Source organism: Caballeronia catudaia (assembly GCF_001544755.2).
GTDB classification, from domain to species: domain Bacteria; phylum Pseudomonadota; class Gammaproteobacteria; order Burkholderiales; family Burkholderiaceae; genus Caballeronia; species Caballeronia catudaia.
In genome coordinates this window covers 1-15,028 of sequence record NZ_FCOF02000080.1, presented here as the reverse complement: position 1 = coordinate 15,028, position 15,028 = coordinate 1, and the positions used below count along the sequence as shown (strand labels likewise).

The following is a 15,028-nucleotide window of genomic DNA, read 5'->3' as shown; positions in this document are numbered from 1 at the left end:
CAATCGGAATCTGGTGCTCTCCGCTCGCGCGGCGTAGCGCCAAACTCGGCAGTCTCCGACAAAGCCGGGGCGGTTCATTCACGATATTGAAGTCGCTGTCCTTCGCTGCTTCACTTGTGCTCGCCCAAAGAAGATGGCGCGCGAGCATTCTGGCATCGGTCACATCCGTCAACGATTCCCATTGCGCCGCGGAAGCATGGAACCGGAACGGACGCGAGAATTCCCTGCAAATTGTCGCGAAGACTGCCAGTGTGACGCCCATGTTCATCGCATTGCCGAGCGCATAGCCGATCACCGTATGCGGGCGATGCACGCTCCAGCGAGACCCATATTTCCGCGCCGCTTCGAACAGGCGATCTTCCTGCTCGTAGTAAAAATTGTCGACGTCCTGCCGGCCCTGTTCCTCACGCAACGGCGTTTGCGGCACGGCGCCCGTCCCGTAGGCTTCGAACGGTCCGAGATAGTGCTTGAGCCCGGTCACCAGCGCGACATGTCGGAGGCTCGGCGCGCTGCCGACCGCATTCAGCACATTTCATCGCACCGTTGACTCGCACGTTCTCGGCCTCGGTCGTCTGGCGCGACCACGCCAGAAAGAAGACATGGGTGACATCCAGACCAGCAAGTGCGCTCGCGGCATCGGCTGACAGCAGGTCCAATGCGATGGGCCTGATCCTGGAATCACGGAAGACGCCGCGCCGCGCGAGGCCGTATACGGTCCCGCCTTTGGACAGCAGTAGATCCGCCAGGTTAGAACCGCCGATGCCACTCGCCCCCACAATCAATGCGCTGCCAGTCATAGATGGAATTGCCGTTATGTAAAGGTCGGATGGAAAGATGCCGAGCGTGTCATCAAGCGCAAGGCGATTGAAACCGCGAAAAATGCACGACAGTTCGCTTGGACCGTTTCAAGCGAACACCTCGCACTTAAAAGTAGTGCATCACGCCGAAGTAGCCCCCTTGTTGGTGGTGCCCGGCAAGAGGCGTTTGATCCGCGGTTTCGACCGGGAACGCCGCACTGCCACCGTTGAACATCGCGCCAAAAGTCCCGTAGAACAAGGTGCGTTTCGAGATGTAGTAGTCGGCACCAACGACGCCGAGGGTGCCGCTACCGCCTCCGTTATTAACATTCGCGTGGAAGACACCGGCGCGCAAGAGGAGTGCCGCCGTGGCTTGCCAATTCACGCCAATCCATTCCTGTTGGCTACGAGTAGACGCAGTGGGATTGTTGGCTTGGGCAATCGTGTCGCGTCCCGACGAAACCAGTTGCTCAAAGCCGCCCAGGATTTTGATCTGCTCCCAAGTGTAGGTTCCACCAACCATGTACTCGCGGGAAGCGCTATACAGGCTGGAAAACTTTCCGTTCGCGTCACGAATCTCTTCGTAGACCCCGCGTAAGTTCAACCCGACGGCCGTATAGCTCGCACTGGCACTCATCTGGCGGCTACCGCGATAGTTACCAGCCTCATTGCCGAAGCCGTATTGCCCGCGGAACTCCAGCCCACCGTATTTGAGAGAATTGTATGTAACGGTATTCGCACGCGAGCCCCAGGAGCGGCCGTACACCAAGGTCGCGATACCAATAGACTGTTCCCCGAGCGGGTCGAGGTAGAAGCCAGTTTCGTCAGTCAAGCTCATGGCGCGACCTACCCACAAGGAACCGAACCTGTCGCTCGCCAAACCGACATAGGCATAGCGGTTAAACAAGCTGTCTCCGGGGAGTTGGCCCGTCCCGGCCGTAAACATACTTTCCAGGTTGAATACTGCGTGCAGGCCACCGCCCAAATCCTCCGAACCCTTCAGGCCCCACCAGCTAATGCCGTACTGATTACTCCCGAATCTGTAGACGTTTTTGGACTGAGCGCTTGCCGTCGCGACGTTGCTGACGAAGTCGAATCCCGACCCTATACGCCCGTACAGCGTCACACTGCTTTGCGCATGAGCCGAACATATACCGGCCCCAAACAACGCAGCGACGACTATCATCCGTTTCATTTCGTTATCCTTAACGTAACTGATATAGTTTTTGGAGCTACCTTGTTGTTCGCAGTGGGCTTTCGACACTGCGAAGATCGACATGAAGCAACTGCTGTTTTGCTATACCGGAAGATTTCGTTCGAAATCGTCCTCACGGCTCTTGCGGAAAAGCGGCGCCGACAGATCTTGAGAGGGTCGGGCCGCGTGCGTCATATCATGCGGCCTCCTCGCGGCACCCGTCATGTCAACGATTGTCGACGCGCTTCAAGAACGGACGAATCTCGACGCTGCGCCAAATGCCGGCCTTATTGAACGGATCGTCCCGGTTGAAAAGCCGCACGGCGTCGAGGTCGTCGCCTTCGTACAGAAAGAAGCTGCCAATCATCGTCTCGCCATCTTCGCCGAGGAGCGGGCCCGAGATGACGGTCGCGATCGGCGAAGTCGCTAGATACGCCTTATGTGCTTCGTAATGTTCGCGGCGCTTGTCGATCATTCCTTCGTGATCCAGGCAATAGACAGTGAAATGCATGTGCTCGCTCCAAATGTTTTGTGGCCATCCGGCCACTGTTCAAGAATTTGGTAGGCCCGGCGTTGGTCGTCCGAGCCCTTTGTCGTTGCTCACGGATTACTTTTGTCCGTGTCGGCGATGTGCCTGGGCGCGAGCGCCGGTTCGTCGTTAATTGCAGCCATCCACTCGAACAGCTTGATCACCGAGATGTAGTCTTCCTGCGCACCGCCATGGGCGATACGGGTCTCGAACATCTGTTGTGACAGTGAACACAGTGAGACCGGCACACTGTTTTGCTTGGCCGCAGCCAGTATCAAGCCGATATCGTTGGCAAGCAGTTCGGTGGTCATCTGCGGCTCGAATTCGCGTGTGCGCAGCAACGGCAGTTTGTAATGCAACATGGGCGAGCCGACCGGACTTGCGGCGATCACGTCGAGCATCTGCGACCAGTCGAGGCCGCCGCGACGGCCTAGTGCGAGCGCCTCACCGAGCCCGCATGCCGTCACCGCGATCAGCAGGTTGACGACCAGCTTCGCGTAACGGGCCTCCTCGGCCCGGCCGAGAAAGAACTGGCGGCTGCCGAACACGTCAATCAGCGGGCGCGTGTGCTCGTACACCGCGGGCATGCCGGAGACCATCAGCATCAGCGTTCCCTGTTCGGCGTGGGTCACCGTTCCTGACATCGCGACCCGCAAGTAGCTGATCTGCCAAGACTCGGCGGCCCGCGCAACCTCCGCAGAGACAGCCGGCGAAACCGTGCTGGTATCGATGAACACCGCGCCTTGCCGCGCGTTGGAGAGCAAGCCGTGCTCGCCGATCGAGATTGCGCGCAGCGCGTCGTCGCCAGGGACGGTCGATACGATGATGTCGGCGTTGCGTATTGCTTCCGCGACCGAATAGGCGGGCAATGCGCCGAGGGCCACGATTTCGGCAAGGCACGCCGGGTTCGTGTCAAAGGCCGTCACCCGATAGCCTGCTGCGATCGCACGGGAGCAGAGCCGTCGGCCCATTGTGCCTACACCGATCCACGCGATGCGCGATTGTGGATCCAGTTGCGCAAGCTCGGTCACACCAGCACCATCCCGCCATCGATTGCAACGATCTGTCCGGTCATGTAGTCAGAATCACTCGAAGCTAGGAAGAGCGCCGTACCGGCCACCTCGTCGGCCTGGGCGGCCCGGCCCAGCAAAATTGACGAAGAGAACGACTCGATGGCCTCGCCGGGCTTCGAACTGGAGCCGATTGCCATCAGGTCCTTGTCGAGCGTGTCCCACAGCGGCGTCGCAACCACGCCGGGCGCGAAGCCATTCACCGTGATCCGATGCTGTGCAAGCGCTCGCGCGCCAGCCTGAATCAATGCCACGACTGCGAATTTGCTTGCACAGTACGGCGCGAATTCGGGGTAGCCCTGCCGGCTGGCGATCGATGCGGTATTGACGATCTTGCCGCCATGCCCCTGCTTGATCATGACCTTGGCGGCTTCCTGCATACCGATCAGCACGCCAAGCGCGTTCACTCTGAGCACCGCGTTCCAGTTTTCCTCGGTCACTTCGAGAAAGGGCATCGGCTTGTTAAATCCCGCGTTGTTGAACATCAGGTCGAGCCTGCCATATCGCTCTGTCGTTCGCGCGATCACTGCACGAACCTGCTCGCGATCCGCTACATCGGCCTGTGCGGCGAGCGCCTTGCCGCCGTCGTCGCGGATCCGTTGCGCCGCCGACTCGGCCAGATCGCGATTCAGATCCGCAATCGTCACGCACGCTCCCTCGCGTGCCAGCCGCTGCGCGATCGCGAAGCCGATACCCTGAGCTCCGCCCGTCACCACTGCTACTTTTTCAATAAGTCTCATCGCTCGCTCCGTGCTTGTTTCGACGCCCTGCACTACGTGATACTGGCCGCCGTTCACCCTATTCCACAGTCATACAGTACTCGCCCCTCGACCCGAAGTCGCCTGTTCAGGTACCACCCGGATGGGCCCGCAGCCTCAGGCCGCGTACATGTCGGCCGAATGCCACTAGCGCGTCGTTGCGCCGCTTTGGCGGACCGGCGACGCACTCATCGAGTAATCCCAGCGTTTAATCTTCACTTCCTTGAAGAGTCCCGCCAGCGTGAACGGATCATGCGCGACGAAATCGCCAACATCCTTGAGGCTGTCCGACGAAATGACCATGACGGCACCGTTCGCATTGCCCACCTCATGATCGAGCGTCGCTCCGCCGTGAAGTACCTCCACCCTCGTCTGTTCGCCGAGGTAGCGCAGATGCGCATTCAGCGTCCGCTCACGGAGTGACAGAAGGTCGGGCTTGTCTTCGAATATCAGTACATAGAGGCAGCTCATAAGGCTTGTCCTTCTCGCGGTTTATATGATCATGGCTCCACGATATCTTCGACAAGCACGAACGAAAAGTGCAAAAAATGACGCTGACTGATCAACAAATTAAATATATAGTGGCTGTGAACGCACGCATCGAAGCCTAACCGAGGGATTGCCCGAAGTGCGCAAGAGTTGATGCGGCCGCCTCGCCGTTCGGAACAGATAATCCTTCTAATTACTCGATTGAAACATTCCATGAGGGCGATCAATTGTCGAGTCCCCGCACCTCGCTTGAAGAATGGGCTGTGCTCAGCGCGGTCGCCGAAGAAGGGAGTTTTGCGCGCGCCGGCGTCAAGCTGAGCCGAAGCCAAAGTTCGATCAGCTATATGCTTACGAAGCTGCAGGAACGCCTCGGCGTCGAGTTGCTTCAAATCGAAGGACGGCGCTCGGTATTGACGGCGGAAGGCCGAGTACTACTCGGCATGGCGCGCGAGATATTGATAGACGCGCATCGCCTGGAGGCTGTCGCGCGGCATCTGTCGGCTGGCTGGGAAGCTGAGGTGCGCCTGCTGGTGGATGGCGTGTTTCCCACCAATCTGTTGCTTCAGGCGCTCAGCCGGTTTCGCGCGGAAGTGCCGCACACGCAACTGCGCATCGAAGAAAGGGCAAGCGACAGCGTTGATCGGGCGCTGTCGGGCGAAGCCGACATCGTGGTCAGTGCGGACGAGTCGCATCGCAATATCGGCGAGCCGTTGATGCAACGGCACTTCGTGGCCGTTTCGCACCCTGCGCATGCGCTGCAGACGCTCGGACGGCCGATACAGGATAGGGATTTGTCCGATCACACCCAGATCGTCACGACCGACACGGATTCGCTGTTCCTGAAGCAAGACGAGCGCGCGAATCGCACGCCGCAGTGGACCGTTCAGAATATTCACACTTCGATCGCAGCCGTCGTTCAGGGCCTCGGCTTCGCCTGGATGCCCCAGCACGTGGTCCAGCCGCTCGTCGATCAGGGCAAGCTCAGGCTGCTGCAATTGCCTCAAGGCAACCGCCGTCCGGTGCAAGTTTATATGCGGTTCACCAATCCTGAACTCGCCGGGCCTGCGACCCGCACGTTGGGGACCATGCTGCGCGACGCCGCCGCCGCTGCAGGCGGCGCACGCCGTACTAAGGGCTAGTCGAGTTGTGAGTCGGCTTCGATGGCACGCAGAATCGAAAAGAAATCGAGTTCCGCGCCGTCGCCGCCTGCGTAGGTCGCAAACTTGTTTTTCACCAGCGTTGCCGCTTCCATTCGCACACCGGCGCGCTCGCCCGCGTCGACCACGAGAGACATATCCTTCAGCATCTGCCGGGAAGAAAACGCGGGTGAGAAATCGCGCTGCCTGAGCGATTCGAGCTTGTATTTGATCAGCGGCGATGCCACGACGCTGTCGCCGATCACATCCAGCATCTGCTTCCAGTCGAGCCCGCCCTTACGGCCAAGCGTCAGGGCCTCGCCAAGCAGCACGGCCGTCGACCCGACGAGATGGTTGATGGCGAGCTTGAGATATCGCGCCTCCTGGTCACCGCCCACGTAGTACTGTTTCGATGAGAGCGTGTCGAACACCGGTTTCACGAGCGAATAGGCTTGCGTGGGACCGGATGCGAATACCGTCAACTGCGCCTTTTCAGCAAGCACCGTGCTGCCCGACACGGGGGCTGCGACGTAGTGCACGCCGCGCGAGCGCGCCGCGTCCCGCACGGTTTCCGACACCCTCGGCGAAACCGTGCTCATATCAACATACACCGTGCCGGCGCGCGCCGCTGCAATAACGCCGGCTTCACCGAGCGCGATAGCCTTGAGTGCGGCGTCGTCCGGAATAATCGAAAAGATCACGTCGACCGCACCCGCCAGGTCGCGCACGCTCGGCGCGACACGCGCGCCTTTCGCGGCCTGTTCGCCGCCGCGCGCCTGATCGATATCAAACACGGTCACGTCAAAACCGCCCTTCAGCAAATTGTCGGTGATCGGTAAGCCCATCTTGCCGAGTCCGATCCAGCCCACTTTTAGGCCAGTGTGAGTGATTGAGTTGCTCATGAATCATTCCTCTTCGAAGCAGTGACGCCCTGGTTCACCTGCGGGTTGATAAGAATCTTCATCTTGTCGCCGGATGGATCGCTGAGAACGTCGAAGCCCTTTGCGACCCGTCGTCGGCGTCGATCAGCTCGTGGATCAGCTTTTCAATCGGGAACTGCCTTTTAGAGATCATCCCAATGATGCGCGGCCAGATAGTCACGGGATAACACCACGTTCCCTCAATGCGAAGATCCTTGAGCGACCATTTCATCGGATCGACCATTGCCTTGCTCACACGAAGGCCTGCCTGGACGACCACGCCCGCCGAACCCACGGCGTCGACGCAGGCGTTGAGCGCGTGCTGGTTGCCCGGGCGAAGTGGTTCAGGACTTTCATGTTTCGTCTCCGTGAATCCGTGCTGTCGATCCGGTTGCCCGCAGACGGGGCGAGGTCCTTCCGACGTAGGTAATTGCAGTCACGATATCTTCAAAAACAACAAACGAAAAGCTGAAAGAAAGACCATTATCGTGTTGGTTTTCCGATGGTTTCGCACCTGAAGGGCTGCTTATGCGTGCGCATGCAAGGGATTGCCCTTGAGGTCGCTCCACTCGCGTGTCGCGCGCACATAGCAAAGACCTTATGTTCGAGAAAATCGATCAATGCAATCGACCTATTGATGATTCAAGCTGCACGGCAAAACGTGGACGACTCGAGACCCGTCGGCGCCTCAATAGCGATTGCGAGGCGGCGTCCCGTCGAATGCATCCTGCAAGAGTGCGCGCAAACCATCGCGATCAATCGGCCGGGGGTTCCAATACGGGCGCGCACTTGCGATGTCGGCGGCTCGGTCGAGATCCTCCGCGACCATCCCGATATCCTTAAGAGCGACTTGCGCACCATTGGCTCGCGCGAGCTCATACACGCCTGATGCGGCGCTCGCGGACCCGAGCGCGCGTGCAATACGGTTCATCGCTTCCGGCGCCGCGCTCGCGTTGAATGCAAGCGCATGCGGCAACACGATGGTATGAACTTCCGCATGGGGCAGATTGAAGCTGCCGCCTAGCGTATGACAGAGCTTGTGGTGCAAAGCCATACCGACGCTTCCGAGCACCGCGCCCGAAAGCCATGCGCCGTAAAGCGCCAGCGATCGTGCGTCGATGTCGTCGGCCTTCGCGACGATCGCCGGCAGTGCTTTCGCGAGTGCGCTGATCCCTTCCTCCGCCATCAGGCTCGTAACCGGATTCGCGTCCTGTGAGTAGAGCCCTTCTGCGGCGTGCGCAATTGCGTTGATCCCGCTCGTCACCGACAGTCCAACGGGCAACGAGCGCGTCAGTTCCGGATCGTAGATTACGGTCTTCGGCAGTACCCGCAGGTCGGTTCCGGTACGTTTGAGGCCCCCCTCCGTCACGCCGAAGATAGGGGTCATCTCACTGCCTGCATAAGTAGTAGGGATAGCGAGAATCGGCAGGTCGGACTCGAGGGCAATTGCTTTGCCGAGTCCGATCGTGGACCCTCCGCCGACGGCGACAGCGCAGTCCGCGTCCAATTCACGAGCGAGGGATCGCGCTTCTTCAGCGAGTTCGATGGGCACGTGCATCGTCGCGCGAGCGAACACGCCGGCGGACCTTTCCCCAAGCCGTGCCGCAATCGCTTCGCCGCTCGCGTGCTGCTCCGGGCTGCATAGAACCAGCGCGCGCCTCGCATTCAGATGCGATATCTCGCGTTCGAGATGCTGGAGGCTGCCGGCGCCGAACACCACGCGCCCGGCCCGGCCTTGGTATAAGAAATCAAGCTTAGTCATGTGCGACTCCACTGTCTGTAAGTTCTACGTGCGTGCCCGCGGGCAATTGACGCATCGCCGCTCTTGTTCGAATCGAGCCGACATCCAGACGCCGGGCTTTGTCGCTGAAGGAGTGCATCACTGAGTAGCCGCCGCCGGGTTGAGGATGAAATCGTAGTCGAGGGTGTAGAACGGCCGCTCCATCCGCGTGCCGTCCGGCGCGATCCCGGCTTCATGCCGATTCCAGTCCGCGATAAGGGTCGACCTCACGCCAAAGACCACGTCGGAGTCGAGGTACTTATCGCCATTGCGGAACACATGGGTGATCAGTGTTTCGTAGCGCGGCGCCTGAATCATGAAATGCAGGTGCGCGGGCCGCCACGGATGACGCCCCGTCGCCGCCAGCATGCGTCCGACGGGTCCATCGTGCGGAATTGGATAGGCTTCGGCCAGAATCGAGCGGAAGTGGAAACGCCCGTCCGGCCCACTTCGGAGCTTGGCACGGGCGCGATACTGCGGTGCTTCACCCGGTTGTAGTTGCGCCTGGACGTCGTAGAAACCATCTTCGTCAGACTGCCATACGTCGAGCAGAGCGCCAGCGATTGGACTGCCGTCGAGGCCCACCACCCTTCCCTGCACGAAGCAAGTTTCGCCTTGCGCCCCGTTCGCAATGTCGTCGCCGCAGTCGTATTCGGGCGCGTCTTCCACGAAGAACGGACCGAAAACCGTCGCCTCGGTGCATGCCGGCGGCTTCTTGTTGTTCTGCGATGTAACGAGCGTCGAAAGTCCGAGCGTGTCCGACAAAAGGATGAACTCCTGGCGTTTGTCGTCGGTGATGTGACCGACATCAGTCAGGAACTGGATTGCCTTAAACCATTCGTCTTCCGTGAGTTCCACGTCCCGGGCAAACAAGTGCAGATACTGCACGAGCGAGGTCATGATCCTGCGCAATCTCTCGTCGCGGCACCCCGCCATCGAGGCGAGCACGGCTTGGGTAATGGTGTCTTCGTTAATGTTCTGCATCTTGCATGTCTCCAAATACGCCCTGAAACAGGCGTTCTACGATAAGTTAGTCATTCTCTTTGAGAGAAAAAATGCGCTATAGTCAAATGACCTTTCCTCTCAATGGAACAATCCGCGGCATGGATCGCTGGATGCAGATCGAGCTTTTCGTCTTGACCGCTGACCTGGGTAGCTTGTCCAAAGCTGCCGAGCGCCTCGAGATGTCGAACGCGGCGGCGAGCCGCACATTGACCGCGCTTGAGGCCCGTCTGGGCGCGCGTCTGATCGAGCGCACTACCCGGCGTCAATGGCTCACCGATGCCGGGCGCGATTATCATCGCCATTGCACAACGGTACTGGCTGAGATGGCCGAAGCGGACGCTGCAGCCGCCGATGCGACGCTCCGTCCCCGAGGTGTCCTCAGAGTGACAAGTTCGGTGTCGTTCGCCATGATGCATATTGCTCCGTGGCTTCCGGAGTTCAGTGAAAAATATCCCAATCTGGCGGTCCGGATCGTGACGGCGAATCGGTATCCGGACTTCATCGAAGCCGGGATCGACGTCGCCATTCGCACCCGGCAAGATGAAGGCGATTCGAGAATAACCGTGCGCCGTCTCGCCGAAACGCGCCGAGTGATGGCGGCTTCCCCCGCTTATCTGGCCGCGCACGGCCGTCCGAGCGAGCCTGAGGATCTCGCGCGCCATCGACTGCTGGTCTACAACCTGGCGGTGGATCCCTACGTCGCGCACCTTCGGCGCGGCGATGAAACCCGCACCATCTCCATCACGAGCGCGCTCGACTCGAACGAAGGACAAGTGATCTGCGCCGCCGGACGCGCGGGCATGGGGATCGTCATCCAGCCGCTTTACATCATCTACGAGGATATCGTCGCGGGATTGCTGATTCCAATCTTGGAAGATTGGCAACTGCCACGGCTGACGATTAATCTGGCCTACCAGAGCAGGCGTCACCAGCCCGCGAAAATCCGGGTATTCACCGAGTTTCTCTTTGAGCGGGTCGAGAAGCTTCAACTTGAAAGGAAGTGGACCGAGATTTTCGCAAGCGATCCCGGTGCCTTGGGACGGCTGCGCCTCCCCGCCCACGTGGCGCATGCTGCCGACAGAGCCACCAGCTAGGCGCTGCGATGCGCGCTCTGGCGCGAGTCCGATCCACGTCCACCAATCGTCGCTGGGCGATGCGGGGCTCCGCTAACGCCCCGATCCAGGATCAAAGCGTCTGCACATAGCTAACTACATCACGCACGTCGTCTTCGGTCAGCGGCGCGGGGTACAGGCGTGGCATCGCGGCCCTTGGCTCTGTGATCTGATGCGCTATCTGCGGGCCGGATAAGCGGCTCTCGATTTTCTTCAGACTGGGCCCGAGTCCGCCGCTGCCGGCAGCGCCATGACAGACCACACAATAGCGATTGAACAACTGCTTGCCATGCGCGGAGTCGCCTGAGGCGGCAACTGCAGCGGGAGCCGGATCGGCAGGGGTGCCTGAAGCGGGAACTCCGGCCAGTGTCTGACCTGGCATGCTAAACCAGGCGGTAAGCAGTGCGATGATGGTAACGAAGCGGGATTTCATGTCATTCTCCAATGACGCCCCGTGCAGGTACAGGACCTGCGCGGAGGATCTGTTGGTCAGATCGCGCCGGCGACGCTCGGCCGCAACGCCGACGCGCGCGATTACAAACCCCAGACCACGATGCTGGGCAGACCCGGGCCGCCAAAGGTGACGCGTGAGACGTTGCCCGTCGTCGCAGCCACATACTGCTTACCCTTGGCCGCGTAAGTGATGACCCCACCACCCATTGACCCATCGAGCTTCTGGGACCACAGAAGCTTTCCCGTGGCCGTCTCGAACGCGAGGAAGTTGCCAGCGGTATCGCCGCTGAACGTCAACCCGCCTGCGGTGGGCGTCAGAGCGGCGACCACCGGTGCCTCGGTATGAAATTTCCATTTGACGGCGCCCGTTTCCGCGTTAACCGCCGTGATCCAGCCAGAAGGCTTCGGATCGTTGAGCGGGGTCATCGAGCCTCCGAAGCGCAACTGGCCGCGCTCGTAGTCAGGACCAGTGGCCTTGTGAATCGTGCACCAGTCGACAGCCCCGACCAGGATCAGCCGATTGTCCTCGTCGTAAGCCGGACCGTTCCACTCGGTGCCGCCAATGAAGCCCGGACATGCCTTCGCGCCGGCCTTCGTTGGCTTGGGCGCTTCTTTGAACTGCGTGGTGACGGGAGTCTTGAACAGCATCTTGTGCGTGTTTCGATCGACGGCGAGCAGGTAACCGTCTTTGCCAGCGACCGCGGCAATTTCCTGGATCTTCCCGTTCTGGTACAGCATCGCCGGTGCGCTCAGGTCATAATCCCAAGGGTCGTTCTTTTGCGTCTGATACCACCACTTGAGCCCGCCCGTGCGGGCATCGAGCACGACAAGTGAATTCGTAAACAGGTTGTCACCGACTCGCTCGTCAGGGAGCATGTCCTGCGCCGGATTGCCGACGCTGACAAACAACTCGCCGGCGCGCACATCCAGTGTGTATGAACTCCAGGTGCCGCCGCCGCCAATCTGGGACGCGGTGGCCTTTTTCCAGGTCTCGGCGCCCACCTCCTTGCCCCGCGGGATGGTATTGAACCGCCAAAGTTCGCGCCCGGTTTGTGCGTCGTACGCCATGATCCGACCGCGGATGCCCCAGTCGCCGCCGGCGATGCCCATGAACACCATGCCGTTCCACGCGATCGGGGCGGCCGACGCGAACTCGCCATACGAGGTATCGGCGATCACGTTGTCCCATACCTTCGAGCCAGTCTTCGCATCGAGCGCGATCAGGTGGCCGTCGGGTGTACCCCGGAACAGCAGGCCGTTCAGATAGGCCGCACCGCGATTCACTGGAAACGGCATGTGCGTAAGTGGCTTGTAGGAAGACTTCCAAAGCGACTGGCAGTTGGTCGGATCGATGGCGAAGGTGTCGAGCGCCGTCGTCACGTACATGGTCCCGTCGACCAGGATCGGGCCAGCTTGCAAGGAGCCGCCGTCGGACAGTACGAGCCGGCAGATCTCCTTCAGTTGGGTCACGTTCTTTGTGTTGATCTGCGTCAGGTGCGAATAGCGTTGCGCGGCATAGTCGTTGTGATAGGTCGGCCAGGTGCTATCGGCGAGATCCGGGTCTTCGCCTACCCCTGCGGCGGCCGAGGCGGCAAGACTCACTGCGACAAGCAGGATTCCGGCCGTGAGCCGTCCTAAGATGTTCATGCAAGTCATTTTCATACAGTCTCCATTCTTATAGAACAGGCTCACGCCGTGAAATGTGCGTGCGAACGCCGCCGCCCGGATCGACTCGTGCGGTTCCGGTCTGGCGACGAACGGGGTTTCCCGAGGACTGGGGGGTGGCGCACCACGGTCGGGAAGCGGAGCCGCGCGGCCGTGGCAAAGCAGATGGCGCTAGCGCGCCCGCGCTGCGCTCATTTTTTCTTGCCCTGCACGAGCCAGGTCGCGTACATCTTCTTGACCGCCTCGGTCGCAGGGTCCAGTTGCATAATCGCGCCGAACATCTCCGCGCCGTACATGAACGAAACCCAGCACGACAACTCGACGATCTGCTCCGCGCTAAAGTGTGCGCGCAACTCCTCAAACACTTCGTCGGCGATGCCTGTCGGACTTTGCGCGACCGCAGTACCGAAGCGGACGGCCGCCGCCACACGCGGGTCATCATAATGAGGCTGCGGGTCGCCCAGCGATGCGCAGAACTTGCAGCCGCTCTTCTGCGCGACGGCACGGCGCACTTCCTCCTTGAGGTCAGAGTCGACCGTTCCCCCAAAGCGCAGGAACTCGTCCATTTCCATCCATTTCTTCGAGATGTCCTTTCGGTGATCCATGACGTTGAAGTACGGGGTACCTGCTCGCGTGGCTTGTTCAAGACGGGGCATGTTGTCTCTCCTGGAATAGGGTTGCGATTACTACTTCTGTAGCGGTCTTTAGGCGCTGACCGGCAGTGCGCTTTGCATTTCGAAGAACTGCAGATCGACGTCCGATTCGAGATAGTCGAGCCGGTGCTCCCAGAAATTAGCGAGGTGCGGCATGGCCAGATGCTGGTCAAGGCTCTCCCGGCTGCGCCAGTTCTCGTAGAACATGAAAAGGTTGGGGTCGTCTACGCTGCGGTGAAAGTGATAGTCGATGCAGTCGGGTTCGAGTCGCGTGGGTTCGACAAGCGAGCGCAGGATCTGCTCGAGCGCCTCTCGCTTTTCTGGCTTCGCGTGAAGGTAGGCGATCAGGGTTAGCATGGGATATCTCCTTCTAGTTGCGGCGGACGTCCATCGGCGCCCGCTTGATGGGAAAGCATTGACCCGTCGTGGCCCGCAACGGCGCGACGGGGGAATTTCACTGCCGGGCGTCGCGCCTGCAACGAAGCCGGATAAAACGAACCTATGTGTCGCATTAGTGGGCGTCTTGACGCTCAGCCTGCGCTCCATCTGACGCGCCGGAACTCCGCAGACCCGTGTGAACTGGCCGCGATTGAAACAGTGAGTAAAGCGAGTCTTAGGCACCTGTCGAAGCGTTCATTTCTCCGTCGATCCATTCGCTATCGCTCGGGCTTCCAAGCCGCGGGAGGTGTTTCCGATGTGAGTGATTTACAGTAAAGATACATTCAAAAATCATGAACAAAAAGCGCAAACAATGCCCAATTTTGTTCTTATTTTTCGATGAATTCATGGTCTGACTGCTGTTTGTCATGCGCCCGCGCAGGGATTACCCTTTAAGCCTGCGCTCCGTCCTGTCCCTAGGTACGACGAGAGGCTCGTGCCTTCGAAAAAGTCGATCAATCTGATCGGCCTGTTTGATGGATCAGTCATTTCAGACCGCCACGCGAATCGCATCGTGCTCGTCTCGTGCCCCAAGTGTCCTCAGCTTTGGTTATCAGGAGAGCGCGCTACCGCTTGCGAAAAGGGCAATCAGTGAACGACTTCACTCCGCGTCAGGCGGATTCCGTTCGGTTTGCTGATTTGCTTGGCAGCGTGTCTTTTCTCAGGGAAGGACCTCGTATGCTGGCCGTGCGCTAGCATGCGTTGCCACGGGCGATCGCCTCTAAAAAATCCGATGAGCCCAGCGGCCGCAGAAGTCTCAAGGAGACGGCATCGCCGCAACGCTAAATTGCAGCCCGAGCCGCGTCGCGATCTGGGCGAGCTGCACGCCGTTGTCGGCGCCAAACTTCTGCCGGATCACCGACTGATGATTTGCAACCGTTTTAGGGCTCAGACCAAGCTTCTCAGCGATGGTGGGCAACGTGTAGCCTTGCGCCAGTAGTCGCAGCACTTTGAACCGCCCCGGCTTTGTCGGAGACTGCCGAGTTTGGCGCTACGCCGCGCGAGCGGAGAGCACCAGATTCCGATTG

At 59.9% G+C, this 15,028-nt stretch carries 15 protein-coding genes and 2 pseudogenes; 2 read left to right on the top strand and 15 right to left on the bottom strand.

The window, feature by feature from the left end; translation table 11 throughout:
• Positions 1–76: 76 nt before the first annotated feature.
• The 6 genes and pseudogenes from AWB75_RS34980 to AWB75_RS34955 all read right to left on the bottom strand — a co-directional run.
• Positions 77–797, bottom strand: a pseudogene (locus AWB75_RS34980) (SDR family oxidoreductase); the annotation flags it as partial.
• A 127-nt stretch (positions 798–924) separates the two neighbouring features.
• Positions 925–2,076 carry a porin gene (locus AWB75_RS34975; protein WP_235012403.1) on the bottom strand — a complete coding sequence of 384 codons (1,152 nt, stop codon included), beginning with the start codon at positions 2,074–2,076 and terminating at the stop codon, positions 925–927.
• 142 nt (positions 2,077–2,218) lie between these two features.
• A complete protein-coding gene (locus AWB75_RS34970) occupies positions 2,219–2,503 on the bottom strand; it encodes a YciI family protein (RefSeq protein ID WP_061128521.1) in 285 nt (94 codons plus the stop codon).
• 89 nt (positions 2,504–2,592) lie between these two features.
• The gene (locus AWB75_RS34965; RefSeq protein WP_061128520.1) at positions 2,593–3,552 is read right to left on the bottom strand and encodes an NAD(P)-dependent oxidoreductase; all 960 of its coding nucleotides are present in this window, start codon (positions 3,550–3,552) and stop codon (positions 2,593–2,595) included.
• The gene (locus AWB75_RS34960; RefSeq protein ID WP_061128523.1) at positions 3,549–4,331 is read right to left on the bottom strand and encodes a glucose 1-dehydrogenase; all 783 of its coding nucleotides are present in this window, start codon (positions 4,329–4,331) and stop codon (positions 3,549–3,551) included. Before AWB75_RS34960 ends, AWB75_RS34965 begins: the two co-directional genes overlap by 4 nt.
• A 165-nt stretch (positions 4,332–4,496) precedes the next feature.
• The gene (locus AWB75_RS34955; RefSeq protein ID WP_061128519.1) at positions 4,497–4,820 is read right to left on the bottom strand and encodes a YciI family protein; all 324 of its coding nucleotides are present in this window, start codon (positions 4,818–4,820) and stop codon (positions 4,497–4,499) included.
• A gap of 281 nt (positions 4,821–5,101) precedes the next feature.
• Here AWB75_RS34955 and AWB75_RS34950 point away from each other — a divergent pair, with 281 nt between their 5' ends.
• Positions 5,102–5,977, top strand: a complete 876-nt coding sequence (locus AWB75_RS34950; protein WP_159462843.1) for a LysR family transcriptional regulator — start codon at positions 5,102–5,104, stop codon at positions 5,975–5,977.
• Here the strand turns inward: AWB75_RS34950 and AWB75_RS34945 are convergent.
• From AWB75_RS34945 to AWB75_RS34930, 4 genes are all read right to left on the bottom strand, one after another.
• The gene (locus AWB75_RS34945; RefSeq protein ID WP_061128517.1) at positions 5,974–6,876 is read right to left on the bottom strand and encodes an NAD(P)-dependent oxidoreductase; all 903 of its coding nucleotides are present in this window, start codon (positions 6,874–6,876) and stop codon (positions 5,974–5,976) included. The genes AWB75_RS34950 and AWB75_RS34945 overlap by 4 nt on opposite strands.
• Positions 6,877–6,934: 58 nt before the next feature.
• Positions 6,935–7,150 (bottom strand): hypothetical protein, encoded by a 216-nt coding sequence (locus AWB75_RS39055; protein ID WP_235012401.1) that lies wholly within the window; start codon positions 7,148–7,150, stop codon positions 6,935–6,937.
• A gap of 432 nt (positions 7,151–7,582) precedes the next feature.
• Positions 7,583–8,656 (bottom strand): maleylacetate reductase, encoded by a 1,074-nt coding sequence (locus AWB75_RS34935; protein ID WP_061128522.1) that lies wholly within the window; start codon positions 8,654–8,656, stop codon positions 7,583–7,585.
• A gap of 117 nt (positions 8,657–8,773) precedes the next feature.
• Positions 8,774–9,658, bottom strand: a complete 885-nt coding sequence (locus AWB75_RS34930) for an intradiol ring-cleavage dioxygenase (RefSeq protein WP_061128515.1) — start codon at positions 9,656–9,658, stop codon at positions 8,774–8,776.
• Between the two features lie 119 nt (positions 9,659–9,777).
• On the opposite strand from AWB75_RS34930, the gene AWB75_RS34925 reads away from it, so the two are divergent.
• On the top strand, positions 9,778–10,773 hold the full coding sequence (locus tag AWB75_RS34925) for a LysR family transcriptional regulator (RefSeq protein ID WP_087087171.1): 996 nt from the start codon (positions 9,778–9,780) through the stop codon (positions 10,771–10,773).
• 91 nt (positions 10,774–10,864) lie between these two features.
• On the opposite strand, the gene AWB75_RS34920 is transcribed toward AWB75_RS34925, so the two are convergent.
• The 5 genes and pseudogenes from AWB75_RS34920 to AWB75_RS34900 form a co-directional block, all read right to left on the bottom strand.
• Complete coding sequence (locus AWB75_RS34920; protein ID WP_061128514.1) at positions 10,865–11,224, bottom strand: c-type cytochrome; 360 nt, start codon at positions 11,222–11,224, stop codon at positions 10,865–10,867.
• Between the two features lie 101 nt (positions 11,225–11,325).
• Positions 11,326–12,906 carry a pyrroloquinoline quinone-dependent dehydrogenase gene (locus AWB75_RS34915; protein WP_061128513.1) on the bottom strand — a complete coding sequence of 527 codons (1,581 nt, stop codon included), beginning with the start codon at positions 12,904–12,906 and terminating at the stop codon, positions 11,326–11,328.
• 194 nt (positions 12,907–13,100) lie between these two features.
• Positions 13,101–13,565: a carboxymuconolactone decarboxylase family protein gene (locus tag AWB75_RS34910; protein ID WP_143746645.1), complete on the bottom strand. Its 465-nt coding sequence runs from the start codon at positions 13,563–13,565 to the stop codon at positions 13,101–13,103.
• 48 nt (positions 13,566–13,613) lie between these two features.
• Positions 13,614–13,919, bottom strand: a complete 306-nt coding sequence (locus AWB75_RS34905; protein ID WP_061128511.1) for a putative quinol monooxygenase — start codon at positions 13,917–13,919, stop codon at positions 13,614–13,616.
• Positions 13,920–14,757: 838 nt separating this feature from the next.
• Positions 14,758–14,958: pseudogene (locus tag AWB75_RS34900) on the bottom strand (response regulator transcription factor); the annotation flags it as partial.
• Positions 14,959–15,028 lie beyond the last annotated feature (70 nt).